General features: G+C 32.3%; 27 protein-coding genes and 2 pseudogenes. 22 read left to right on the top strand and 7 right to left on the bottom strand.

Features of this window, described 5'->3' with window-relative positions:
• Positions 1 to 185: 185 nt before the first annotated feature.
• From GFJ36_RS15025 to GFJ36_RS15010, 4 genes are all read left to right on the top strand, one after another.
• The gene (locus tag GFJ36_RS15025; protein WP_157349672.1) at positions 186 to 692 is read left to right on the top strand and encodes a spore coat protein; all 507 of its coding nucleotides are present in this window, start codon (positions 186 to 188) and stop codon (positions 690 to 692) included.
• Positions 693 to 1,056: 364 nt separating this feature from the next.
• Positions 1,057 to 1,257 carry a hypothetical protein gene (locus GFJ36_RS15020; protein WP_060487103.1) on the top strand — a complete coding sequence of 67 codons (201 nt, stop codon included), beginning with the start codon at positions 1,057 to 1,059 and terminating at the stop codon, positions 1,255 to 1,257.
• A gap of 14 nt (positions 1,258 to 1,271) precedes the next feature.
• Positions 1,272 to 1,724, top strand: coding sequence for a spore coat protein (locus tag GFJ36_RS15015; protein WP_097891924.1), 453 nt, complete (start codon positions 1,272 to 1,274; stop codon positions 1,722 to 1,724).
• A gap of 480 nt (positions 1,725 to 2,204) precedes the next feature.
• A complete protein-coding gene (locus GFJ36_RS15010) occupies positions 2,205 to 3,065 on the top strand; it encodes a DegV family protein (RefSeq protein ID WP_087980723.1) in 861 nt (286 codons plus the stop codon).
• 34 nt (positions 3,066 to 3,099) lie between these two features.
• Here the strand turns inward: GFJ36_RS15010 and GFJ36_RS15005 are convergent.
• Positions 3,100 to 3,399 (bottom strand): annotated as a pseudogene (locus tag GFJ36_RS15005) (Lrp/AsnC family transcriptional regulator); the annotation flags it as partial.
• A gap of 186 nt (positions 3,400 to 3,585) precedes the next feature.
• On the opposite strand from GFJ36_RS15005, the gene GFJ36_RS15000 reads away from it, so the two are divergent.
• The 4 genes from GFJ36_RS15000 (at position 3,586) to GFJ36_RS14985 (ending at position 7,726) form a co-directional block, all read left to right on the top strand.
• Complete coding sequence (locus GFJ36_RS15000; protein WP_097891927.1) at positions 3,586 to 5,175, top strand: M3 family metallopeptidase; 1,590 nt, start codon at positions 3,586 to 3,588, stop codon at positions 5,173 to 5,175.
• 22 nt (positions 5,176 to 5,197) lie between these two features.
• The gene (locus GFJ36_RS14995; RefSeq protein WP_097891930.1) at positions 5,198 to 6,589 is read left to right on the top strand and encodes a 5'-methylthioadenosine/adenosylhomocysteine nucleosidase; all 1,392 of its coding nucleotides are present in this window, start codon (positions 5,198 to 5,200) and stop codon (positions 6,587 to 6,589) included.
• 81 nt (positions 6,590 to 6,670) lie between these two features.
• Complete coding sequence (locus GFJ36_RS14990) at positions 6,671 to 7,129, top strand: GNAT family N-acetyltransferase (protein WP_097891933.1); 459 nt, start codon at positions 6,671 to 6,673, stop codon at positions 7,127 to 7,129.
• 99 nt (positions 7,130 to 7,228) lie between these two features.
• Positions 7,229 to 7,726, top strand: a complete 498-nt coding sequence (locus GFJ36_RS14985; RefSeq protein ID WP_073515359.1) for a DinB family protein — start codon at positions 7,229 to 7,231, stop codon at positions 7,724 to 7,726.
• A 45-nt stretch (positions 7,727 to 7,771) separates the two neighbouring features.
• Here the strand turns inward: GFJ36_RS14985 and GFJ36_RS14980 are convergent, their stop codons facing one another.
• Positions 7,772 to 8,188: a hypothetical protein gene (locus GFJ36_RS14980; RefSeq protein WP_087983819.1), complete on the bottom strand. Its 417-nt coding sequence runs from the start codon at positions 8,186 to 8,188 to the stop codon at positions 7,772 to 7,774.
• Between the two features lie 121 nt (positions 8,189 to 8,309).
• On the opposite strand from GFJ36_RS14980, the gene GFJ36_RS14975 reads away from it, so the two are divergent.
• From GFJ36_RS14975 to GFJ36_RS14965, 3 genes are all read left to right on the top strand, one after another.
• Positions 8,310 to 8,957, top strand: coding sequence for a response regulator transcription factor (locus GFJ36_RS14975; protein WP_087983820.1), 648 nt, complete (start codon positions 8,310 to 8,312; stop codon positions 8,955 to 8,957).
• Positions 8,950 to 10,326, top strand: a complete 1,377-nt coding sequence (locus GFJ36_RS14970; RefSeq protein WP_087983821.1) for a sensor histidine kinase — start codon at positions 8,950 to 8,952, stop codon at positions 10,324 to 10,326. Before GFJ36_RS14975 ends, GFJ36_RS14970 begins: the two co-directional genes overlap by 8 nt.
• A 200-nt stretch (positions 10,327 to 10,526) precedes the next feature.
• Complete coding sequence (locus GFJ36_RS14965; RefSeq protein ID WP_097891936.1) at positions 10,527 to 12,323, top strand: Xaa-Pro dipeptidyl-peptidase; 1,797 nt, start codon at positions 10,527 to 10,529, stop codon at positions 12,321 to 12,323.
• A gap of 59 nt (positions 12,324 to 12,382) precedes the next feature.
• Here the strand turns inward: GFJ36_RS14965 and GFJ36_RS14960 are convergent, their stop codons facing one another.
• On the bottom strand, positions 12,383 to 12,664 hold the full coding sequence (locus GFJ36_RS14960; RefSeq protein ID WP_097891938.1) for a hypothetical protein: 282 nt from the start codon (positions 12,662 to 12,664) through the stop codon (positions 12,383 to 12,385).
• A gap of 197 nt (positions 12,665 to 12,861) precedes the next feature.
• Between GFJ36_RS14960 and GFJ36_RS14955 the strand changes: the two genes are divergently transcribed.
• The 3 genes from GFJ36_RS14955 to GFJ36_RS14945 all read left to right on the top strand — a co-directional run bounded on the left by GFJ36_RS14955 (position 12,862) and on the right by GFJ36_RS14945 (position 14,694).
• Complete coding sequence (locus tag GFJ36_RS14955; RefSeq protein WP_087983824.1) at positions 12,862 to 13,626, top strand: class I SAM-dependent methyltransferase; 765 nt, start codon at positions 12,862 to 12,864, stop codon at positions 13,624 to 13,626.
• Positions 13,627 to 13,827: 201 nt separating this feature from the next.
• A complete protein-coding gene (locus tag GFJ36_RS14950) occupies positions 13,828 to 14,091 on the top strand; it encodes a hypothetical protein (protein ID WP_000432423.1) in 264 nt (87 codons plus the stop codon).
• A gap of 372 nt (positions 14,092 to 14,463) precedes the next feature.
• Positions 14,464 to 14,694 (top strand): hypothetical protein, encoded by a 231-nt coding sequence (locus tag GFJ36_RS14945; protein WP_000789031.1) that lies wholly within the window; start codon positions 14,464 to 14,466, stop codon positions 14,692 to 14,694.
• Positions 14,695 to 14,955: 261 nt separating this feature from the next.
• Here the strand turns inward: GFJ36_RS14945 and GFJ36_RS14940 are convergent, their stop codons facing one another.
• Positions 14,956 to 15,387 (bottom strand): cytidine deaminase, encoded by a 432-nt coding sequence (locus tag GFJ36_RS14940; protein ID WP_087983825.1) that lies wholly within the window; start codon positions 15,385 to 15,387, stop codon positions 14,956 to 14,958.
• Between the two features lie 173 nt (positions 15,388 to 15,560).
• Between GFJ36_RS14940 and GFJ36_RS14935 the strand changes: the two are divergent.
• Positions 15,561 to 15,644: pseudogene (locus tag GFJ36_RS14935) on the top strand (ankyrin repeat domain-containing protein); the annotation flags it as partial.
• Positions 15,641 to 16,237, top strand: coding sequence for a DJ-1/PfpI family protein (locus GFJ36_RS14930; RefSeq protein ID WP_157349671.1), 597 nt, complete (start codon positions 15,641 to 15,643; stop codon positions 16,235 to 16,237). The pseudogene GFJ36_RS14935 and the gene GFJ36_RS14930, both read left to right, overlap by 4 nt.
• Before the next feature lie 20 nt (positions 16,238 to 16,257).
• On the opposite strand, the gene GFJ36_RS14925 is transcribed toward GFJ36_RS14930, so the two are convergent.
• Complete coding sequence (locus GFJ36_RS14925) at positions 16,258 to 17,184, bottom strand: aldo/keto reductase (protein WP_048547451.1); 927 nt, start codon at positions 17,182 to 17,184, stop codon at positions 16,258 to 16,260.
• Positions 17,185 to 17,471: 287 nt separating this feature from the next.
• Here GFJ36_RS14925 and GFJ36_RS14920 point away from each other — a divergent pair, with 287 nt between their 5' ends.
• From GFJ36_RS14920 to dltD, 6 genes are all read left to right on the top strand, one after another.
• Complete coding sequence (locus GFJ36_RS14920) at positions 17,472 to 17,828, top strand: FtsB family cell division protein (RefSeq protein WP_001228712.1); 357 nt, start codon at positions 17,472 to 17,474, stop codon at positions 17,826 to 17,828.
• A 259-nt stretch (positions 17,829 to 18,087) separates the two neighbouring features.
• Positions 18,088 to 18,414, top strand: coding sequence for a DUF3870 domain-containing protein (locus GFJ36_RS14915; protein ID WP_048547447.1), 327 nt, complete (start codon positions 18,088 to 18,090; stop codon positions 18,412 to 18,414).
• A gap of 154 nt (positions 18,415 to 18,568) precedes the next feature.
• The gene (locus GFJ36_RS14910) at positions 18,569 to 19,630 is read left to right on the top strand and encodes a dipeptide epimerase (protein WP_141555007.1); all 1,062 of its coding nucleotides are present in this window, start codon (positions 18,569 to 18,571) and stop codon (positions 19,628 to 19,630) included.
• Positions 19,631 to 19,669: 39 nt separating this feature from the next.
• Positions 19,670 to 20,671, top strand: coding sequence for a C40 family peptidase (locus GFJ36_RS14905; protein ID WP_097891944.1), 1,002 nt, complete (start codon positions 19,670 to 19,672; stop codon positions 20,669 to 20,671).
• Positions 20,672 to 20,691: 20 nt separating this feature from the next.
• Positions 20,692 to 22,314 carry a peptide ABC transporter substrate-binding protein gene (locus GFJ36_RS14900; protein WP_097891947.1) on the top strand — a complete coding sequence of 541 codons (1,623 nt, stop codon included), beginning with the start codon at positions 20,692 to 20,694 and terminating at the stop codon, positions 22,312 to 22,314.
• Between the two features lie 333 nt (positions 22,315 to 22,647).
• Positions 22,648 to 23,829 (top strand): D-alanyl-lipoteichoic acid biosynthesis protein DltD, encoded by a 1,182-nt coding sequence (gene dltD, locus GFJ36_RS14895; protein WP_087983830.1) that lies wholly within the window; start codon positions 22,648 to 22,650, stop codon positions 23,827 to 23,829.
• Positions 23,830 to 23,867: 38 nt separating this feature from the next.
• Here dltD and GFJ36_RS14890 read toward each other — a convergent pair whose 3' ends face one another.
• Positions 23,868 to 24,092, bottom strand: a complete 225-nt coding sequence (locus GFJ36_RS14890; RefSeq protein WP_000558704.1) for a hypothetical protein — start codon at positions 24,090 to 24,092, stop codon at positions 23,868 to 23,870.
• A gap of 169 nt (positions 24,093 to 24,261) precedes the next feature.
• Positions 24,262 to 24,867, bottom strand: a complete 606-nt coding sequence (uptA, locus tag GFJ36_RS14885; protein WP_061664652.1) for an undecaprenyl phosphate transporter UptA — start codon at positions 24,865 to 24,867, stop codon at positions 24,262 to 24,264.
• Positions 24,868 to 24,869: the final 2 nt, after the last annotated feature.

Here is a 24,869-nt window from a genome sequence, read left to right as displayed (position 1 = left end):
AGAATAGTCACAAACAAAGCTGTCTTCCTATTAGAAGGCAGCTTTTTGTTATTAGAAAAAAGAATTAGAAATAAAATAAAAATTCAAGTTACTTGTCCAAACAATATTTTTTAAAATACATAAAATGCTAGTAGTTAGCCAATATTGTCATATTGCTAATTTTTTAGACTACAAGGGGTGATTTTATGTGTGATTGTGAAGTTTGTAGAAGAAAGAAAAACCGAGATCCATTAAATCGGGAGTTTGAGCCGAAAAAACGAGTTTCTGAGCCAATAAAACAGGATTCCGAAACATTAAATTCTTATTCATTTAGTAAAAATTCGAATTTTTTAGAAGAAGCTATACAAGCAGATGAAATCGATCAAGTTTCTGAGGAATATATTGAAATAGTTGATTCAGCAGATGTACAAGTTACTACTACAGATACAAAAGCTGCGCTATCTATTCAAGCGGCATTACAAGCAGCTATTGTGGTTGTAGTAAGTATTTCTATAGCAGATAGTGAAAAGGCAGATAAAATAACACAAGAATTATTTCAAAAATCATCTATTAAACAAATTAATAGACAAAAAACATTTATTAAAAATTCCAGAAACGTAACTGTAACAACTACTGATACAGATATTGCAGTGAATGTTCAAATTCTCCTTCAAATTTTATTAGCTTTATTAGTTAAACTAAATATTTTATAATGTTTCTAATCTGTTTATATTTAGCTATAGGGGTTCACTCTAAGCAAATATTTTTTGTTGTAATATGTGGTACAAGCTTGGAATTCTTATTATGACTGAATTAATATTCAAGATTAATGGGAAAGTAAGTGTGGAAAACTGCAAAATAGTAAAATTTAAATACATTATTTAACAATAAATGAAACTTATGTTTATGTGAAGGAAAGCTGTCTTCTTATTAGAAGACAGCTTTTTGATTTTATTAGTAAAAATAAGTAGAAATAGAAGATTGAGTTAATTGTCCAAGCAATTTTTATTAAATTACATATAATGCTGGTAGTTATTTGAAATTTTTATAGAAAATTGATTGGAGTGAATATTGTAAATGGATGATTTAAACAAATTTTCTTCCTTTAAGTTTGATAAGGATCAAAAGAATATAATCATAGACCTTTTACTCTCAGATATTTTTAATAGGCATGGGATAAATGAAGAAAGGTTAAAAAATTTATCGCCAGAAAAAAAACAGCAAATTAAAAGTATTGTTTCTGAAATACAATCACAGGTTAATAATTATTTAGATTGAAAGGGGGTGAACTTATGGACAAAGCATGCCATACAGATGAAAATAAAAAGTGGAGTGCATTAGATTCTTCAAATCCTCATCCATCTTTTAAAAATGCCAATGTTTCAGAAGCAGCTGCACAAGAAAGCAAAACTTACCAAATTTCTGAAGAATCTATTACAATTGTTGATTCAGCAGATGTAGAAGTTACTACTACAGATACAAAAGCTGCGTTATCTATTCAAGCAGCATTACAAGCGGCTATCGTGGTTATAATAAGTATTTCTATAGCAGATAGTGAAAAAGCTGACCGTGTAGCACAAGAATTGTTTCAAAAATCATCTATTAAACAAGTTAATAAACAAGAAACTGTCATTAGAAATTCTAGAAATGTTACAGTTACGACTACGGATACAGACATAGCAGTAAATGTTCAAATTCTTCTCCAAATTTTATTAGCTTTACTAGTAAAATTAAATATTCTATAAAATATTTGACCTGTTTTTTAAATATGGTGCTTCTTAGGGATAAGTATTCACTTTTTTAATTATAGTACAGGCTAAAATATTAATCATAATTGGACTAATATTTAACATTGCATGAATAATAAGGTTAACAAACAATGTGATGGAAAATAAAGTTTGGTTATTTTTTTAAAAATTAAAAAGCCGTTTCCTTTATTGGATTTGGCTTTTTAATTTTAAACAGTATAAATTTGAAAAGACCACATTAAATTAAAAAATTTAAATATAATAATGAAAAATCCCTAAAATTATTCGTGGTATAGAAAAAATAACAATAAACAATTGGTTAAATTGGAATGATTTTTATTAACAGTTCAACATTTGAAGAATAGTGCATACAATATAAAGTCTTTTCCTTTCTTCATTTAAGTTTTACGTATATAATTTAAAAGTACTATTTTTATTTTATATTTTTTATATTTATAACAGAATAGAGGTTTAAAAATGGGTGTTAAAATCATTACGGATAGTGCGGCGGATTTACCGGTAGAATTGCTGCAAGCATATGATATTGATTTAATTCCACTCCGTGTTTATGATGAAGCAGAAACAGAGTATTTAGATGGAGTTACATTAGAGTCAGTTACATTATTGCAAAACATGAGAGAAGGCGCTGTTTATAGAACGTCATTGCCTTCACTTGAAACTTTCCAAGAAAAATTTGTTTCTTATGCAAAAGAAGGTAATCCTTGTATATATTTAGCTTTTTCATCTGAACTGTCTGGTACATATCAATCGTCAGTTGTTATTAAAGAAGAAGTGAAAGAAACATATGCTGATTTAGATTTAGAAATTATTGATACGAAATGTGCTTCGCTTGGTCAAGGGCTTGTCGTATTAGAAGCTGCTAAAATGGCGAAAGACGGCGCATCAAAAGAAGATATTTTAAAACGTGTTGATTTTCTAATGAACCATATAGAACATATCTTCACAGTAGCTGACTTGCAGTACTTAGTGAGAGGTGGGCGTTTAAGTAAAGTAGCTGGTTTTATCGGTGGTTTACTAAACATTAAACCGATCTTAAACGTGCAAGAAGGAAAACTTGTACCACTTGAAAAGGTAAGAGGGAAAAAGAAAGTACTAAGCCGAATTGTAGATATTATGGAAGAGCGTGGAAAAGACCTTAAAGGTCAAACAATCGCTATGACTCACGGTGATGATTTAGAAACTGCCGAAGCATTAAAGGCATTAATTACTGAAAGATTCGGCTGTGAAGTATTTATCGTAAATACAATTGGAGCTGCAATCGGAGCGCATACAGGACCTGGTGCGTTAACATTGTTCTTCTTAAATGAAGTAGAGTAAAGGATTGATCTTTTGATCAATCCTTTTTTTCTTATTAATCAGTAATAATCGGTCGATAAGGTATCGGTGAAGATAAAATCATCGAAGTTTTTACTGTACCAAATGGTATAACGATATCAATTAATTCCTCTAATTCTTTCATTGAGTGAACCGCTACTCTTAAGTAATAGCTACTTTCACCTGTCACCCGGTGACATTCAAGTATTCTATATTCTGTGTATATTTTCTCCTCAAATTTTTTGCATGGAATCTTTAAATTTTCGATTCTTAAAAATGCTTGAATTGATTTTCCAACTGCATCTAATGATATCCGTGCGGTATATTTTTCAATTATTCAAGTAACTATATTGTTTATCTGTTTATGTTATGTACGTTTCAGTAGCAGAAGAAAAGTGTATAAATAAAACTGCGTCTATAGAAATCTAAATATTAAAAGATATTAAAATTTTCTCGTTTCATATATAATTGTGTAGGGAGAAATATCTGTAACTATTTGTAAAAATAGGAGGCGGCTATAAAAATGCATGAAATTGCTAGGTGGGATTTAGATCGATTGTATCCAATTGAGGATATTGTAACTCCAATATTGAGGTTGAAAGAACAATATTATGCGACAAAAGATGTAGAGATTCTTTCAAAACTTATACAATCTATTGAAAAAGCAGAATACTATTTGTATTGCCGATCTGCTGAAGAAAGTATTTCATCTGACCTTACTATATCGACTATGACAGTAAAAGATTTGAAAAAAGAAGTACAGCAAGTAATACAGAAAAGTGAAATGGAAACTTCCAATAATATTAATACTAATTTAATAAAAGATGAACTTGGTGCATGGGAAAATATGTACATACAATTAAGAAATAAGATAGAAATAGAGCACAATAATAAGCAAATATCATTTGGACAAGCAAATAATATTGCAATGAATAGTGATAATGAAAAGGAAAGAGTAGAAGTATTCGAGTTATTAACAAATGCCTTACATAAGGAAAAAGAAATTTTTGCTACTGTATTAAATCAAATAGGGAGATTACGTAATACAAAGAGTAATGAATTAGAAGATAGAGAGATTTTAACGCAATCTCTACATGCTAATGGTATTACTGAAACTGTATTATTACAAATGTGGAATGCGACAGAAGAAAATCTTGATAAATTAGTAAGTGTTTTAAACGTGTATAAGAAGGGGGAAGCTTCGATTACATGGCATGAACTTATGACCGTAAAGGAAAATAATGAGATTCATATCCCTTTTTCAGTAGCAGTTCAAAACATATACGATGCGTTTGAAAATATAGATAAAGAATTAGCAGAATTTGCATGGAATACAATAGAGAGTGGATGGGTGGATGCGGAACCGAGAGATAATAAACCACCTGGTGGATTTTGTGCTCCTTTTTTCAGTGAAAAAGAATCACGAATCTCTATGCGTTATGACGGAAGTATCGATAGTGTAAGAGTACTTGCGCACGAACTAGGACATGCTTGGCATTTTTATAATATGAGTTTTGAGCAATCTACTTCTTTTTTAGATGATTATTTGCCAATGAGTACGGCTGAATCGGCGTCTATTTGCTTTGAAACGGTACTCTTAAACTATCTAATTCAAACAACAGATAGTATAGATATGAAAAAGTCATTGCTTAGTTGGAAAATAAGAAACTGTTTTAATTATGTAATGGCAATTCGAGCATCATTTGAATTTGAGAAGAATTTTTATGAAAAGTGTAAAGAAGGTCCATTAAGTGCTGATGAAATCGAGAAATTATCTATTGTATCGCAAGAACAAGCATACGGGAATGCATTATTAGAATATCAGCCATTTGTTTGGATGAAATATGTTCAGTTTTATATAGCAGATGTTCCTTTTTATAATTATCCATACACATTTGGGTATTTAGCTAGTTTTAGTTTATTAGAAATAGCTAATGAAAGTAAAAGTACTTTTCATTTGAAATATAAAAAGTTTTTACGAGAAACAGGAAAAGCTCCGGTGGAAGAACTGATGAAAAAACATTTTGAAATCGATATAACAAGTTATGCATTCTGGGATAAAGCTTTTAGACAAATTTCGAAAGATGTTGATGACTATTTGAGGCTTAATTAGAGTGAAAAAGGGGACGACATACATGAACAGAATTGGGATTATCGGAGCAATGCAAATCGAAATAGACTTACTTTTAGAAAAACTAGCTATACAAGAAGAACAGACGATTGCGGGAATGCCTTTTTACATTGGCGAATTCATGGGAACAAAAGTAATTATTACACGTTCTGGTGTAGGGAAAGTAAATGCAGCCGCATGTACGCAAACATTAATTCATAAATTTCATGTAGATGCTATCATCAATACAGGTGTTGCTGGAGGGTTACACCGAGATGTAAAAGTTGGTGATATCGTTATTTCAACGAATGTTACCCACCATGATGTAAGTAAAACTCAAATGAAAAACTTATTCCCGTTCCAAGAAGAATTTGTCGCAAGTATGGAATTAGTTGAGTTAGCACGTACAGCATGCAATAGTAGTAGTTTACATATGGAGGTTCATGAAGGAAGAATCGTCAGTGGTGAATGTTTTGTTGAAGATTCAAAACTAAAAGCGAGATTAATAGACGAATATGCGCCGCAGTGTACTGAAATGGAAGGTGCAGCAATTGGCCATGTTGCTTACATAAATGAAGTACCATTTCTCGTTATAAGATGTATTTCTGACAGCGCAGATGATGAAGCACAAATTTCTTATGACGACTTCGCGAAAACTGCCGCAAATTATTGTTCAGAAATTATCGTTGAGATGCTGAAAAATATATCGAGTAAAACTTATAGTTCAAAAGGGGAGAATGACATGTTACAAGCATTAATTTTTGATATGGACGGAACGTTATTTCAAACTGATAAAATTTTAGAATTATCGTTAGATGATACTTTTGATTACCTAAGATCACTACAATTATGGGATACGGTAACACCTATTGAAAAATACCGTAAAATTATGGGTGTGCCTTTGCCGAAAGTCTGGGAAGCTTTATTACCGAATCATTCTATTGAAGTAAGAGAACAAACAGATGCATATTTTTTAGAAAGATTAATTGAAAACATTAAGAGCGGAAAAGGTGCTTTATATCCGAACGTAAAAGAAGTTTTTACATACATAAAAGAAAATGATTGTTCAATATATATTGCTAGTAATGGTTTAACTGAATATTTACGAGCAATCGTATCTTATTATGATTTAGACCAATGGGTTACTGAAACATTTAGTATTGAACAAATAAACTCACTTAATAAAAGCGACTTAGTAAAAAATATTTTAAACAAATATGATATAAAAGAAGCAGCTGTAGTTGGGGACCGGTTATCTGATATAAACGCAGCTAAAGATAATGGCTTGATTGCGATTGGATGCAATTTTGATTTTGCACAAGAAGATGAACTTGCTCAGGCGGATATAGTAATAGATGATTTATTGGAGTTGAAGGGGATATTGCATGAAGTAAAGAATACGCACACTACGAATTAAATAAAATAACAACCATAAAAATGCTCAGAATAAATAATTCTTGAGCATTTTTACGTATTTTTATATTAAGGGGGAATTTACTTGAAAGATATACATATTCAACAAATTGAAGATTTAATGAAATACGAGCACGATTATCTTGTTCAAGAAAGCAAAGAAGAAGGATTTAATTTCTTAATAAAACTAATAAGTGAATATGAAAATACAATAAACATATTTAATAAAACTGGAGAATGTTTATATGGTATTTTTCAAGGGGAAAAGTTAATTGGAATAGGAGGGTTAAATGAGGACCCATATACAGAAAACAATAGGATTGGTAGGATAAGGAGATTTTATATTGCAAAAGAATACCGAAGGAAAGGATTAGGGAGGTTACTGTTAGTGCGAATTTTAGGCGAAGCGAAAAAATATTTTAATATTGTTGTCTTACATACAGATACAGAACAGGGTGACAAATTTTATACTTCGAGTGGATTTGTGAAAGGGATAAAATATGTGGGAGCAAGCCATTATTTGAACTTACATAAAAGGATGTAGTGAATTAATATTTATCTCTCTAACAGAACTTTTGTTCGTTTTTGTATAGATTGATGGTATAATTTATTCGAATCTATTATTAGAATGGGGAATTACATAATGGGAGAGAATAAAATTATTAATGATTTTAATGAATATTCAATTTGGTTAAATACATTGAAAGGTATGAAAGAGGAATTGTGGGTGGCTCCAATATCAGAAGGGAAATGGACTATTAGCGAGATCATATCACATATTATGAACTGGGATGACTATCTTTTATGTGAGACATTATCATCAGTGAGAAATGGACAGGGAATGGAGTTCCCTGATTTTGATACATATAATAAACTAGCATCTAATTATGCTAAATCAGGTATATCTAAGGTGAAACTTCTTGAAGAAGCAAAAGCTAAAAGAGAATTACTCGTAAAAGAACTTAGATTACTACCAGATGAAAATCTAAAGACACCTTTAACAGCCAATGGGGTATCACACTGTCCTCATACTGGAACGCCGTATTCTCTTATATATATTATTAAAGAATTTATAGATCATGATAATCATCATAAAAGACAGGTTATTCATTTTTTAAATGAAAATGTAGTTGCTAACTGATAAATAAAAGATCCCGCAAATGATATTTGTGGGATCTTTCTTACATTATAATTTAACATTCATTTGTTTCAATAATCCCTTCGGATTACCTTTCACATAATAAAAATGCGGATTGTTTTCATCATCGTAAAGCATAATATAAGGTTTTTGATTAAGCGGGAGGAGAATAAGTACTTCATCAATTGTTGTATGTAACCATTGATTTGTAATAGAAATTGGTTTAGATAATGGGATTTTTATCATGTGACCATCTTTTGGAACGACGTTTAAGTTTTTGAACGGGCCAGTAATGGATTTAGCGTATTGAACAGCTTCTTTTTGAATAGCTGGATCTAAAGATTGTTTTTGAACGACCATTTCTTTTTGACAATCAAACACTTCAATTTGTTGATTTGTATTTGCGAACACATTTGTTGATAATAAGAAACAAAGAAGAGTAATGACCCCGATTTTTTTAATCATAATACAACACCTCGTTTTTACTATACCCTTAAAACGTTCAAATATTTTTCTGTCACATTGATGTAACAAAGAAGTTGTATAATACAATTGGTTTTTGTTTAATAGCAATGGAGGATAATGTATGAGAGTATTAATAGCAGATGATGAACAAGATATGTTAAGGATTTTAAAGGCTTATTTCGAGAAAGAAGGCTTCGAAGTTTTATTAGCAAAAGATGGAGAAGAAGCACTTCAAATATTTTATGATGGAAAAGTTGATTTAGCTGTTTTAGATTGGATGATGCCGAAACATAGTGGTATTACTGTCTGTCAGGAAATAAAAAAGAATTCAAGCGTAAAAGTGTTAATGCTTACAGCGAAAAGTGAAAGTGAAGATGAATTAGCAGCACTTCAAAGTGGCGCAGATGAATATGTAAAAAAACCATTTCATCCAGGCGTATTAATAACTAGAGCGAAAAAACTTATACAGCATGATGATGTCATTCAAGTTCAAGATTTGAAAATAGATTTCACTAAAAATAAAGTTTATAAAAATGACAAAGAGTTAGATATTACAAAAACAGAGTTAGAATTGATAAAGTGTTTTTTAAATCATAAAGGTATGATTTTAACTCGAAAAAAATTGTTAGATATCGTATGGGGATTTGACTATTTCGGAGAAGAGCGAACTGTTGATACACATGTAAGAAGATTACGTAAAAAAGTAGGAGAAAATATTATAAAGACGCATCGTGGTTTAGGATATAGTTTGGAGGAGCAGAGTGAATAAACTTGGAAAAAAGCTATTTCTCAGCATTTCTTTAACTGTTATTCTTATTTTTACAATCTCTTTATTATTAATTAACTATCTTTTACCGAAATATAATATTTACAAAACGCGAGAAAGTTTAGAAGGTATTACAGCACAAATACAGTCCATACCGAGCAAACAACTGGATGAAGCAATTACTAGCATTGAAAATAAAGGAAATGTTACGATTGCGTATACATCAATTAACAATTCGGAAGATCGAATTAATGATGAGTTACGTATGCAACTTACAAGGAAAAGGGTTGCCCTTAATAAACTTTGGATTACAAAAGAAGAAGTAATGAAAGTAAAGAACTTCGGGCAAGCGAATAAAATATATGATCAAGAAAAGATTAAATCTAGTTTTTTTGTGAAATACATTGCGAAAGACGATATGTTAATTTTAGTAGGAGTTTCGATCGCACATTCTAATGAAATAATAAAAGCGTTAAATTCATTTTATTTTTACATTTTTGGCATTACGATTTTTCTTATTATCGTACTTGTATGGATACTTTCAACGACAATCACCAGACCATTGAAAGAATTAAGTAATGTTGCAGAAGATATTTCAAATTTGAAATTTGAACGAGCGAAAGTGAAAACAAATGATGAAATAGGGGACTTAGCTAATAGTATTAATATCATGAGTGAAAAACTAAATGAAGCGCATGAAGATTTAACAGATCGAAATGAACATTTAAAACGATTTATGGGTGATGTGACGCATGAATTAAAGACTCCAATCGCATTAGTGAAAGCATATTCTATGGGAATAAAAGATGGTTTAGATGATGGTACATACATAGATACAATCATTAAACAAACTGATCACATTTCAAACCTAATTGAAGAGTTATTACGATTTTCTAAACTAGAAAGAGATGTTTTACAAAAAGAAGAATTCGATATTAAATCACTAGTCCAAAGTATATTAGATAAGCATAAGATTGAACTGGAATCGAAAGAAATCAATTTGCAAGTGAACTATAATGTTAGCGATGCAGTTGTTAATGCTGATGTAAATAAAATGAAAATGGTCTTTCAAAATTTAATATCTAATGCGATAAAATATACAGCAAATCAAAATATAAAAATTACTTTAGAAGATAGAAATGAAAATATATATTTTCAAATTCAAAATGGTATGAATGCTGAACAAATGAAAGATATCGATAAAATTTGGGAACCTTTTTACGTCTTAGAATCTTCTCGTAGTAAAGACCATTCTGGTACAGGACTAGGTTTAGCGATAGTGAAAAGTATTTTAGAAAGACATGGTTTTGATTATGGAGTCTCTACAATAGAGGGAGATATAAGATTTTATATTAATATGAAGAATGACTAATTCGAAACTATAAAAAGCATCGTCTATTATTAGGCGATGTTTTTTTTGATTATATGAGAGTAGTAAATCAGAATGTATAACCTCGAAAGCTCGTTTGAAGAGTGTTCTACAAATTTTTCAAGTTGTTGCATGAAATATAAACTGAATTTTCTGTTATTTTGTTGTATAGTAAAAGGAGACATATATGGGGAGGAAAAAGTATGGGGAAAAAGAAAATAGCAATTACATTATCAACAATCTTATCTTTATCAGTCACATCAGGAGTTTCTAGTATGACTGCGTATGCAGACAAGAAAGAAACAAACTACATAAATGAGAATGGCGTGAAGTTAAATGGGAAAGGTGCAGAAGGACTACAATCAAATACGAAGATTGAATTAGAAAATGGGATGACAAAGCCGATCTACTCGCTTGATGAAGCAATTATCGAAAATTTATTTGTAGAGACGGAAGTTGATAGTGATCGAGATGGAAAAAAGGATCGTGTATCAGTAAAAGTTATGCGTCCAAAAACTGATTCGAATGTGAAAGTTCCCGTTATATATGAAATGAGTCCATATCGATCTGGCTTAAAAGATGTTCCTGTATATAATGTAGATGAAGAATTGTATGCGTATGAAGGGAAACCGTATGGAGCTGTTAATCTTGGTTCATATGGAAATTATTATGTGCCAAGAGGCTATGCAGTCATTTTAGGTGAAAGTATAGGAACTGGAAAGTCAGACGGATGTCCAACTACTGGGGATGAGCAAGAAATATTAGGGACGAAATCTGTCATTGATTGGGTAAATGGGCGTGCGAAAGCATATACAGAAAATGGTGATGAAGTTAAGGCTGATTGGTCAACAGGAAATGTAGGTATGACAGGCGTTTCTTATAATGGTACGTTACCAAATGCAGTTGCGACGACTGGCGTGGAAGGGTTAAAAACAATTATTCCAATCGCAGCGATTAGTAGTTGGTATGATTATTATCGTGCAAACGGTGCAGTCATTGCGCCTGGTGGATACCAAGGAGAAGATACAGATAATATGGCAGAAGCAGTACTAACAAGAGAAAATCCTGAAGTTTGCGGACAAGTAATAAAAGAGCTAACAACTGGACAGGACCGGAAAACTGGTAATTATAATGATTTTTGGGATAAACGTAATTATGTAAAAGATGCTAAAAACGTAAAAGCGAGTGTATTTGTTGTTCATGGTTTAAATGATTGGAATGTAAAGACGAAGCAGTTTGCGCAGTGGTGGGAAGCACTTGGAGAAAATGATGTCCCTCGTAAAATGTGGTTACATCAAGGTGGACACGGTGGAACATCAACAAATGATTGGCAAAGAACACAAAATAAATGGTTCGATTACTGGTTGTATGGAATTGAAAATGGGATTATGAATGAACCGATGGTGGATGTACAACGTGAAAATAAAACTTGGGATAAAATAAAAAATTGGCCGGATCCAGCAGCTGTAACGTCAAAAGTTCGTATGTATTTAAGTAACAAAGCAGTTAATTTGCCATTAAGTATGGGCTCTGCAAATAAAGTTTTCTCATTCGTGGATGATGCAAAAATGAAATCAAATCAATTAATAGAAAACCCAGAATTAGAAGTAGCCAATCGATTAGTGTATACAATGCCTGTACTTCAAAAAGATACGCGTATAAGCGGTACACCAAAGATTTCAATTACAGGAAATATTGATCGATCTGTATCAAATTTAACTGCTTTACTTGTTGACTATGGTGGAGAAAAGCCGGAAATTGTAACGAGAGGCTGGATGGATCCACAAAACTTAAAGAGGATAGAAAATTCAACAGCGATTCAACCGGGCAAAGATTATACATTCACATGGGATATGCAGCCTGATGATCATGTATTTAAAGCGGGGCATCAAATAGGGGTCATTTTAATCGCTAGTGACTATGATTATACGATTAGACCGAAAGCGGGCACGAAGCTTACAGTAAAATTAAGTGAAGTAACATTGCCGATTGTGAAATAAATAGTTATGAATAAAGAGCTTACTGCATAGTAAGCTCTTTAAACTTTGAAATGGGGAGTTTAATGTGAATGTTTATTAGTAGATACAAAAATACTTACAACAAATAAAAAAATAGCATTCATGATCAATAGACCACTAAAGGTAAGCCCAGCAAAACCTCCAGCGAATCCATCTCCTACTTTTTCACCAATTACGTGCAAGGTGGCGAAGAAAACAACGGGAGAAGAAAGTATGAAAATACCACTGGCTATTTTCCATATTCGTTGATATTTCTTTGCTATAAAGAAAATGAGTGTATTAAAAGTGATAAGAAGAAAAATAAATCCAATTAATGAATTCATCATATCCTCCTTTCAATATAATTCTGAATTTTCATATGTTCATTTTGAATGGAATATTATACAATATAATTATATTGTATGGAAAGCGAGTGATATATTATGACAGTCAGCTCTTTCGAATTTTTATTAAAAATAAAGGTACAGGAAGATTAATTGAATGAAAATCTTCCGTACGTATAAAACGGAGGAGAAAATAAATGTTTAGTTTTTATAGTACACTTTGCACGGAACTTTATGATTTCACTAAGCCTGTCGGTTATTCTTTAAATGGTGATATTGAGTATTACGAAGAACGTTTAAAAAATGGTAGAGGAAGAATTCTTGAAGCGGCAGTAGGATCAGGGCGTGTTATCATCCCACTTCTTGAAGCTGGTTTTAAAGTGGATGGGATTGACTATTCACCTGAAATGCTAGAATCGTGCCGCGTGCGATGTAAAGAGAGAAACTTACATCCTAATTTATATCAAGGAAGCTTACAACAATTTTCACTGCCACATAAATACGAGGCAATAATCATTCCAACTGGATCTTTTTGTTTAATTGAAAATCGTACAGATTCTATAAACGCATTGAAATGTTTTTATGAACATCTTAATCCAGGCGGGCGATTAATCGTAGATATTATGCTTCCGCATGACTGGAAAACAGGAGAGATTCATACATCGACTTTTTCTTTGCCGAGTGGAGACGGAATTACATTAGAAAATAAATCAATTGAAATAGATTGGCTGAACCAAGTTACTCTATCATATTTAAAATATGAAAAATGGAGTAAAGGGCAGTTAGTACAAACAGAACTACAACGCTTTGCGATACGCTGGTATGGAATAGAAGAGTTTAAACTTCTGCTAGAAAGTATAGGTTTCTCTAACATTACTTACTCCGCTGACTATGTTTATGAAAAAGAACCGTCAAATGCAAGTCAAATGTTTACTTTTGAAGCTGTGCGAAACGAAAAATAAAGAACTATGTATGAAAATAAGGCAATCGATATAATATCGGCTGCCTTATTTCAATTGTATATTACTTACACGGTATTACGTTCCGGTTGTCCAAGCATTCTTCTACTAACTACATATACTACTTATATTAAAGGCAGTTACTATTTCAAATAGAAATGTTATTTTTCTATAAATGATATTTTAGAGAAGTAGGGGATAAATTTGGAAAACGTAGAACAAGACAGAATTGAAAATCAAGTGTATTCCAATCGTGTAGTAAGATCAGAATTTGATGCGAATTGGGAAACATGTATATCAAAAAGTGGCTATGTAATTTATGTAGCAACAAGTAATAATGCTGAAGTAATAGTACTTCTTGCAGATGGTTCAAGTAAACTATTAATTTTTGAAAAAGGCGGTAAAGTAGTAGTAGGCGGTGGTGGTACAAGTCATTACAGTAAGCCGCATATTGCAAGAAATATTTAAGGTAGTACATGTATTTGAGTAGAAGCTGGAAAACGGTTATTCATTTATGTTTAGAGTATGATAGACTAACCGTTTTTATTTGTTTATATTATTTTAGAAGAACTCGATTGATTACAAATACATCGGTATGACCAGCAAAAATTAGGAGGAAATTGTACGGATAAGAATTCGAAATATAATGTAAGTTTGGAAGAAACATATAAGCGATTTTAAAAAGTATTTCCTATTTCGGGAAATGCTTTTTCTATGTTATAGTATAATAGTGTTTCGAAACGATGTTATTTTAATATACTTCAAATCTTGTTGTGTATTATTTTTATATTAAATTAGTTGTGCAAGTATTTTTTTATATAAGGAGTAACAATTAGAGAAATGAAAAATATAGACTTTATACTAGAAAGTGATGAGGCATTAAAACCGTCGGAACGATTAGTACTATTATTATTAGAGAAGCATAGAATGTTATATACGAACGATCTATTAGCATTATCTAATTTATCATATAAAACATTAACAGATTCATTAACAGCGCTTGTTTTAAAATCATATGTGTTAAAGGAAACAGGTAAGGGAAGAAGACAGAATTGTTATAGATTGGTATGATAAGGTTGCTGATTTTAGAGAGTTCACATTAATGTTTTTCAAATGTAAGGAGAAATTTTATTTTTGTTTTCAAATGAAAAAACGAATCACAATGCATACTTAAATATTTGGATTTCATTTTTGTTAATGCTGATTTTATAATTATTGAAAATAGAAAAATAAAAAAACTACTTAAAAAAGAAATAAAAAAACAATCCGTTTTAAAAATGGATTGTTTTTTTATTGGAATAATATTATTTGATATGTTGAAAGTATGAATGATTATTCTACTTCACTTGTGTACTTTTCAGGTAATAATTCCATTACGTTACATTTTACAAGTTCACCATTATATGAAAGTATAACGTTCGTATTTATTCCGTAATCACTTATTAATTCTCGACACATACCACATGGAGCAACAACCCAACATTTTTCTATATCTTCATGAGGGTGTGGGTGAGCAACTGCGACAATGGTATCAAATTCATGATCACCTTCTGAAATAGATTTTCCGATCGCCATAGCTTCACCGCATACTGTTATTCTTCCAACATTCGCTTCAACATGCACTGCTGCATAAATATTACCTGTTTTAGTTCTTACAGCTGATCCGATATGATGACGACCATATTTATAGTTTTTTTCGATTACTTTTTCAGCAGCTGTAATTAAATCATAGTCTTCACTATTTAAAGGCATTACTTTTAACATAATTTCTCCTCCGTATTAAACATGATTAGTGTTATTTTAACGAAAAAATTCAATATTTAAAATAACAGATAATTATTGGAGAGATAATATTATTATGTAAACTGTAGTTTTAACAGGAAAATATCATAATCAATAGAACATATAGAAGAAGGGGAAACTTAAATATTTTGAAAGATGGGAGAACAGCATATTATATTGCATTAGAAAAAGAACATGATCACCTTTTACATTATTTAAAACAGGAAGTGAACGTATGATAAATAAATGGAGTGTGGGCATATTTTTATTTAACGAGGTAGAAGTGTTAGACTTTGCTGGGCCATTTGAAGTTTTTTCTGTAACCGAAGAGGATGAAGAAAAACCATTTACTGTGTATACAGTTAGCCAAAATGGAGAAATGATTACAGCAAGAAACGGATTAAAGGTAAAGCCAGATTATAGTATTGAAGATTTACCGCCAGTTGATATTTTAATCATTCCAGGTGGTAAAGGTGTTCGGGAAAATGAAGTGCAAAATGATATTATAATAAATTGGGTTCGTCAGCAAATGAAAGAAGTAAAGCTAATGACTTCAGTTTGTACGGGTGCGCTATTACTTGCGAAAGCCGGTTTACTGGAAGGCTTAAAAGCAACAACGCATTGGGCTAGTATTCAAACCTTCAAAAAAGATTTTCCGAATGTAGAAGTAATGGAGAATGTGAAATTTGTAGATGAAGGACACATTATTACATCTGCAGGTATTTCAGCTGGTTTTAACATGTCATTTCATATTGTAAAAAATTTGTTAGGTGTGGAGATTGCTGAGGAAACAGCTAAAAGTATGGAATATGATATTGATTTACAAAATTAAAAAGCCCAGGCCGGGCTTTTTTATATTGATTGAATATAGCTAATCTCCTCATCACTCAAAATAGGGCGAACAGACGCATTTGCATTTTCTTGTGCTTGTTTTTCTGTTTTTGCACCTGGGATTACAACACTCACTGCTGGATGAGTGAGTATATAGCGAAGTGCAAGTTGCCCTAAGGTCTGATTTTTATTTGAGAGCAACCGAAGTTTCTCTACCTTTTGTAAGTCTTCTTGAAACCAATTTTCATTTGGCCAATCTTTGCGTAAATCTCCATTTGGAAAAGTTGTTTTATTTGTGAATTTTCCAGTTAAAATACCCATTTTTAACGGCCCACGAATAACAGCTCCTAGATTTTTTTCTTGTAAGAATGGCAAAATATCATTTTCTGGTTTTCGATTCAATATATTGTAATCAAGTTGTACGATGTCAATTTCATTGTTTTTATTGAAATGTCGAATGTATTGTAAATCATGTGTCGAAACACCGACTGCTCTTACTTTTCCATCACGTTTTAATACTTCAAATGCACGTAAAAATGCTTCTGTTTCTCTACGGTTATGCCACCAAATATGACAAAAATAAAGATCAATGTAATCTGTTTGAAGACGTTGTAAACTTGTTTCAAATACGGCGATGATTTTTTCGGGAGTATCATATACAGGTTCTCCATTCGGATCGTAGTGATGTCCGATTAAACCGCCTTTCGTTGATAGGATAATATCATTACGATATCCTTTAATTGCGGTAGACACTAACTTTTCACTATGTCCTAAACCATACACATCTGCAGTATCAATAAAATTCACACCACACTCAATTGCTTTTTTTATAGCGGTTATAGATTGTTTATCGTTAACAGGTCCCCATTCATCACCACCGATTGCCCATGCCCCAAAACCTATTTCAGAGACAGTTATTCCAGTTTTACCTAATGTACGGTAATGCATATTTTTCCTCCTTGTAAGCATGTTATAACATCGATATGTAGGGAAGGTATTTTGTGTGTAAAAAAACTCTTCTACAATAATAGAAAAAGAATAACAGAAACTACTATTTTATGGCAGCATACATAAAAAATTTCAAAGTAAATATGGAAATGTCGTCGAATGCTATCTTTAATTGGTTGATTTGTAAGATATTTTTGTGAAGGAGCTTATTTTATAAGAATAGAATTATAGTTAGTAAGGGATTATGCCGAGGGTAGTGAAAATATATGTGTTAGGGGGATTTCATAATGAGGAAACTCAAGCGAATAAATGTTCCTAATATAGAAGAGCAACTATCACAGCCTAATGAGAAGCGAGCAATTAATAAGAAAAAACTAAGACGATTTATATTCATGTTTATATTTATTGCGGCGGCTACTTTGTACCTTCAATTTATTTTAACGAAACAACAAGAAATAATCGTAGAAAAAAAAGATACAATAACGAATCAAAAAAAACAATTGGTCTCTTTAAAGAAAGACCAGGATTCTTTAAAGACTAACATAGAAAATTTAACAGACGATGAGGAAGAAATTTTGAAGTTTGCGAGAAAAGAATATCAATTTTCAAAGTCAAATGAAACTATATTTGTGTTGCCGAAGTAGTGTAATAGAACAGTTAGCGATTGCTAGCTGTTTTTTTATGTATGAATGGCATGGTACAAGTAACAATCACATATTGTAAAAATGAAGAGTTTGAGCTGTTTTTATACTTATGGAATATACACTGAAATAAATGTTGTTAAAATTCTGTCAATTGTATTATAATAAAAGGTAAGCGGATACATTTCTTAATCAACGTTGAGTTTATCACTCATACGACTATTAAGAAAACCGTTATCCCGTATTAGAAAGGAAGATAGCTGTGTACGCTTCAAATACAATTTATATCGTAGGGGATGCGAAAGCACCTCAAAATAATCCTATTACCGAAAAGTTCAAAAGTTATTTTGTAGCGTTTGTACTTGTTAAGGAGACAGGGGAAATTGTAGATGCAGATTGCTCAGCGACAATTGCATTAACATCTCAATTCGTTAAATATTTGTTTCTACATAAAAATATTAATGATCCACTATTGGTAACAGAAATAAAAAATAGATACTTCGGTTCGTCTCAAAAGGCACTACTTGTAGCGTTAAAAGATGCGCAGAAAAAATATAATCAAATTGCTGCTTTGTCTACCTATTCCTAGACAAAATCCAGCCATAAGAATCTTCTTATGGCTGGATTTTTTTTATTTCACATTAATCTCCTATATGAAAAGTAAGCGAAAGAGGAGATTAATTGTTCGTAAAAAACTAATTTATTTTGTGGATTAAGGTTCCACTTTGTCAGACAATGAAAGGATGAACAATATGAAAATTACGGATGTAAAAGTAAAGCGTAGACGTGTAAATCTTCATACACCGTTTAAAACGGCGCTTCGTACCGTAACTGAAATAGAAAGTATAGATGTATATATTCATACAGACGAAGGAGTTATTGGCAAGGGGGCTGCAGCCGCAACACCAGTTATTACAGGTGATTTCGCTAACGGGATTGAAGAAGCAATTTTAGGACCGATGCGTTCCTGTTTAATTGGTCAAGATATCATTCAATTTCAGCAGTTACTGCAGCACATTCAAATGAGTTGTATTGGAAACCCAAGTGCGAAAGCCGCGGTAGATATTGCTTTATATGATGTGTATTGTCAACACCAAAACGTTCCACTTTACGCATTATTAGGCGGAAAGAAAGAAATTCATACAGATATTACGGTGAGTGTAGATGAGCCTTTTATTATGGCGAAAGAGGCAAAGCAACATGTAGAAAAAGGATTTCAAACTTTAAAAATTAAAGTGGGAAAATCTGCTCATTTAGATTTAGAACGTATTGAAGCAATTCGAAATAGTGTACCAAAAAATACGACGTTACGATTAGATGCAAATCAAGGGTGGAATCCAAAAGAAGCGGTTACGATCATTAAAGAGATGGAAAATCGTAATTTAAATATCGAGTTTATTGAACAACCTGTTCATGCGAAAGATTGGGATGGGTTAAAGTATGTCAAAGATCATGTACAAACGCCCATTATGGCAGATGAAAGCATATTTTCAGCGAGTGATGCATTGAAAATTGTTCAAGGAGGATATGCAGACTTAATTAATATTAAATTAATGAAATGTGGCGGCATACGTGAAGCGTGGCGTATTGCCGATATTGCCGAAACAGCTGGTGTAAAATGTATGGTCGGAAGTATGATGGAATCTTCACTTTCTGTTAGCGCTGTAGCCCATTTAGCTGCTGCACATCCTAATATTCATTACTTCGATTTGGATGCACCGCTTTGGTTAATGGAAGAACCGGAAGGAATGACTTATTCTGGATCAAAGGTAAACCTTCAAACGACAGTGAATAGTAAATCTTAGGAGAAGAGACTAGTAAACTATCTTTTAAGGGGGATATGTATGAAAAAAGTAGGAACTGCATTTTTAACAACTTTATTTATATTTTCATCGTTTACATCAGCAAATGCTGAAGAGAAGAAAGATAGTAAAGCGTTTATCGATGTATCTGCTGCAACACTTTGGACTGCGCCTGATTCATTACGGCCAATTGATGCACCGAGCGCTACAAACCCAGTTGATTTGTGGAAGTGGACGAAATCAATGACGCTTGACGAGAAACTTTGGTTAACAAATGCAAATAAATTAGAAACGCAAGCGTTATTAGGTCAAGAAGTAACGGTTGTTGATAAAAAAGGGGACTGGGTTAAAGTGTTAGTCCATGGTCAGCCAACACCTCGAAATGAAGAGGGCTACCCAGGGTGGATGCCCGAAAAACAGTTAACATATAATCAAGAATTTGCTGATAAAACAAATGAACCTTTCGTATTAGTAACGAAACCGACAGCCATTTTATATATAAATCCTTCTGAACAACATAAATCACTTGAAGTGAGCTATAATACGCGACTGCCACTACTTAGTGAAGATACGATTTCATACCGCGTGTTGTTACCAAACGGACAGAAAGCTTGGCTACGAAAAAATGATGGGACAGTTTACCGTTCGCAAAATGATATTCCAACTCCGACAGCTGATGATTTAATAAACACTGGAAAAATGTTTTTAGGATTACCGTATATATGGGCTGGAACAAGTGGTTTCGGATTTGATTGCTCTGGATTTACACATACGATTTATAAATCACACGGTATTACAATTCCGCGGGATTCAGGTCCGCAATCGAGAAATGGAGTTGCAGTTGATAAAGAAAATTTACAAAAAGGAGATTTAATCTTCTTTGCACATGATCAAGGAAAAGGTAGTGTTCACCATGTTGCTATGTATATTGGTGACGGAAATATGATTCACTCACCGAGAGCTGAAAGATCAGTAGAGATTATATCGCTAAATACACCAGGATATATAGAAGAATACGCTGGTGCTCGTCGTTACTTACCTTAAAAAATAGAGGGGGTTTTCAAATGAAAAAAGTTGTTCGTTACTCATTAGTTAGTACTCTATTAGTTTCTTCATTTTTAGTAGGATGCGCAAAAGAAAAAACAACGACAAAGCCGAAAGATGAGAAGAAAGTATTACAGTTACTAGAAACGGGTGAAATTCCGTCATTAAATTCAGGGAAAGTAACAGATGCGGTATCGTTTAACGTTTTAAATAACGTAATGGAAGGATTATTCCGTTTATCGAAAAATGATGAAGTGATTGAGGCTGGAGCACAAAAATATGAAGTAAGTAAAGATGGAAAAACATATACATTCCACTTGCGTGAAGCGAAATGGTCTAACGGAGATCCAGTAACAGCACAAGATTACGTATACGCTTGGAAGCAGCTGATTAATCCGGATACTGCTTCTCAATATGCATACATTGCTTACGATGTGAAAAATGCGGAGAAAATAAATAAGAAACAATTAGGTTTAGATGAATTAGGAGTAAAAGCGACGGATGATAAAACATTCGTTGTAGAACTAGAACATCCTGTACCGTATTTTACGAAACTACTAATTTTACCGTCCTTCTATCCAATTAATGAAAAATATGCGAAAGAGCAGGGCGATAAGTACGGATTAGAAGCAAATAAAGCGGTGTATAACGGGCCATTTACATTATCAGAGTGGAAGCATGAAGCTAGTTTTACACTGAAAAAAAACGATAAGTATTGGGATAAGAAAGAAGTGAAGCTAGATGAAGTAAACTATCAAATTGTTAAAGAAATTTCAACTGCGGTAAATTTATATGAAACAGATAAAGTTGATAGAGCTGTCATTTCTACAGAATTCGTCGATAAATATAAAAGTAATAAAGAGCTAAAACAATATACAGATCCGGTTATGTACTTCTTCCGATTCAATGAAAATGTACCGATTCTTAAAAATAAAAACGCAAGGCTTGCGCTAAGTACAGTGTTTGATAAGAAAGGACTTGCGACTTCATTTTTAAATGATGGTTCGGTTGCGGCGAACTATTACGTACCAAAAGGATTTTTAAAAGGTCCAGATAAAAAAGATTTTCGAAGTACAGCAGGTGAGTTTAATAAAACTGATGTAAAACAGGCGAAAGAATATTGGGAAAAGGCGAAGCAAGAGATCGGTACAAATGAAGTGACGCTTGAATTATTAAACTATGACTTAGAAAACTTCAAAAAAGTAGGAGAATACATTAAAGAAGAGCTAGAGAAAAACTTACCAGGCTTAAAGGTAAATGTAAAATTACAACCACACACGCAAAAACTAGCGTTAGAGAAGAAGAAAGAATATGAAATGTCACTATCACGCTGGTTACCGGATTATCCAGATCCAATGACTTACTTAGAAGTATTCCTTTCTGGAAGTAGTGTGAACAATACAGAATATGCAAACCCAGAATATGATGCGTTAATTAAGAAGATTAAAACAGAATTAGGTAATGATGAAAAAGCTCGTTGGAAAGCAATGCAAGATGCTGAGAAAATGTTACTGGATGATGCAGTAATTGCACCGGTATTCCAGCGCGGATTATCATACTTACAAAAGCCGCATGTGAAAGATTTATATGTACATCAATTCGGTCCAGCTACAAGTTTAAAATGGGCAGATGTGCAGAAATAAAATTATGGAGAAACAGACTTCACGTATGTGATAGTCTGTTTTTTTGTACAGTTTCAAATGTATAGACATTTTATATATTTTTTCATGTCTTAAAAATAAAATTATTAGTAAAATTCCAGTGTGAAATTTATGTAGAATCTTGTATAATTAACGTGTTTCTATGGAAACATTTTCTTGCGATATTTGTATAGAACTTAATAGAACAAGGAAAGAAATACATACATGTATATAATAGATAAATAGAATGGGACATGTATAGAGAAAAAGGAGAGAAATGATGGCGTGTCAAAAACAAGGGTTACAATTTAATAGCGATAGAAAGAGGAAGAGACGATGAAAATGAAGCATGCTTTTGGTCCCATAATTTTAGCGTGTGTGCTTTTTTTCATTATCATATTAATCCCATCGAAAAGTTTAGTATCACTTATTAGTGATAAGAAGGTAGAAGATGCGGCAACTTCCTTACAAAAAGAAAAACTACAAAGTGTTTTCTTACAGCAAAAAATGTTAGAGAATTCGCAGTATTTACCGATGTATGGTTCATCTGAATTTTTACGAATGGATGCATATCACCCATCTAATTACTTTAAAGTAAATCCTGCAGGTTTTACACCATATTTAATGGGGATTGGCGGTACACAAAGTTTAGCTCATATATTAAATATGACGTCTACAATGGATGAGTTAGAAGGTAAAAAAGTAGTCTTTGTTCTATCACCACAATGGTTTACTAAAACGGGTGTATCACAAGGGGATTTTACTAACAATTTCTCCAAACAACAAGCATATCATTTTATTTTTAACGATACAATAAATGTTGAAATGAAGAAGCAAATTGCGAAACGATTATTAGACTATAAAGTTGTTCAAAAAGATGATATATTAAAAAATTCATTAGAAGGTATTGTATATAATGATACGAAACATAACATAAAAGCAGGTTTAGTTAAACCACTTGCTTATATGCATCGAAATATTTTAGATCATAGAGATGTATTTAACTCCTTATTTAAGATTGAACCGATGAAAGAAAAAACAAATATGGGACTACGTTCAATTTCTTGGGTAGATGCACGTAAACATGCGGAGGAAGAAGGAAAAACGGAATCTACTACAAACACATTCGGAATTGAAAATCCGTATTACTATAAACATAATTTAAAGAAAAAATTAAAAGGTTTAAAAAACTTTAGAGCAAATGAATCATATGAAGAATCACCAGAATATGATGACTTACAAATTGTTTTAAATATATTTAAAGAGAAAAATGTTAAGCCACTATTCATTTCTGTACCTGTAAACGGACCGTGGTATGATTACGCTGGTTTCCCTAAAGAACGCCGTGAAGTGTATTATAAAAAAGTTCGGGAACAAGTTGAGAAAGCAGGATACCCAGTAGTTGATTTTTCTGGCCATGAATATGATAAGTATTTCTTAAAAGATACAATTCATTTAGGTTGGAAAGGTTGGATTTACTTTGATGAAGCAGTACAAAAATTTTATACTGAAAAATAAGAGTGGAGAAGAAGGAACGGCTATAAGCTGTTCCTTTTTTAGTATAGAGTATTTTGATGTGGGCAATTCGGAAAGGCATGTATATCTTGAATTTGTCTAAAATCATAATGCTTCATTGCGAACTGCGCTTGATAAAGGTATTCATACACATATAATTGACCATCATGTGCTGAACATAATACACCAGAAGTTCCCTGCCCATTTATGAAGGAAATACCGATAGGGCGTCCGATTAAGTATTGTATTTTTTGTTGCCAATGCATAGGGAAATCACTCCTTTTTGATATAATATACGAAAGGAATGAATGAATTGTTGCTTATCCATGTAAATGTTAAACTGAAGGATTTGCTTGTGATTTTGAAAGATTAGTCAATTTTAATATAAAAAACCGCTATAGTTCGTAATGAATGTATAGCGGTTTTTATATTATCTTAAGCAAGATTTTTACGTTTTTTTGTCCATTTTTTAAGGATGAAGTATAGTAGGATAAGTATGACGCCGCCAATTGCGAAAGACTTCACATACGGTCCCGCAATATCGTTTATATTCTCCCAATTTTGACCTAGTTTTTCACCTAAATAAATAAAAATGATAGACCAAGGAATGATTGCAAGTGCTGTTAATGTAGTGAAACGTAATAATGGCATTTTTGTAATACCAGCAGGAATTGAAATCGCATGACGTACTACTGGAATAAAGCGTGCAGTGAAAATTACACCAGTCCCGTAACGGTTAAACCAATCTTCAGCTGCATCTATATGTTTTTTATGAATGAAAATATATTTTCCGTATCGTTCTAATATAGGTCGTCCACCGTATCGTCCAAGCCAATAAATAAAGATTTGAGCAATAACGCCGCCAATTGTACCGAATACAACGGCGCCTACAAATGAGATACTACCATTGAATACTAAGAATCCCGCATAAGCAAGGACGATTTCACTTGGAATAATCTCAATCATTAGACCAAGCATAATGCCCCAATAACCTAATCCTTCAAAAAACGTTAATACTGAATGAATAAAACTACTTACCATTG

The organism is Bacillus sp. EE-W1 (assembly GCF_009760835.1).
In the GTDB taxonomy this organism is placed as follows: domain Bacteria; phylum Bacillota; class Bacilli; order Bacillales; family Bacillaceae_G; genus Bacillus_A; species Bacillus_A wiedmannii.
Note: the sequence above shows the minus strand (reverse complement) of the source record. Positions and strands in the feature narration are given on the sequence as shown.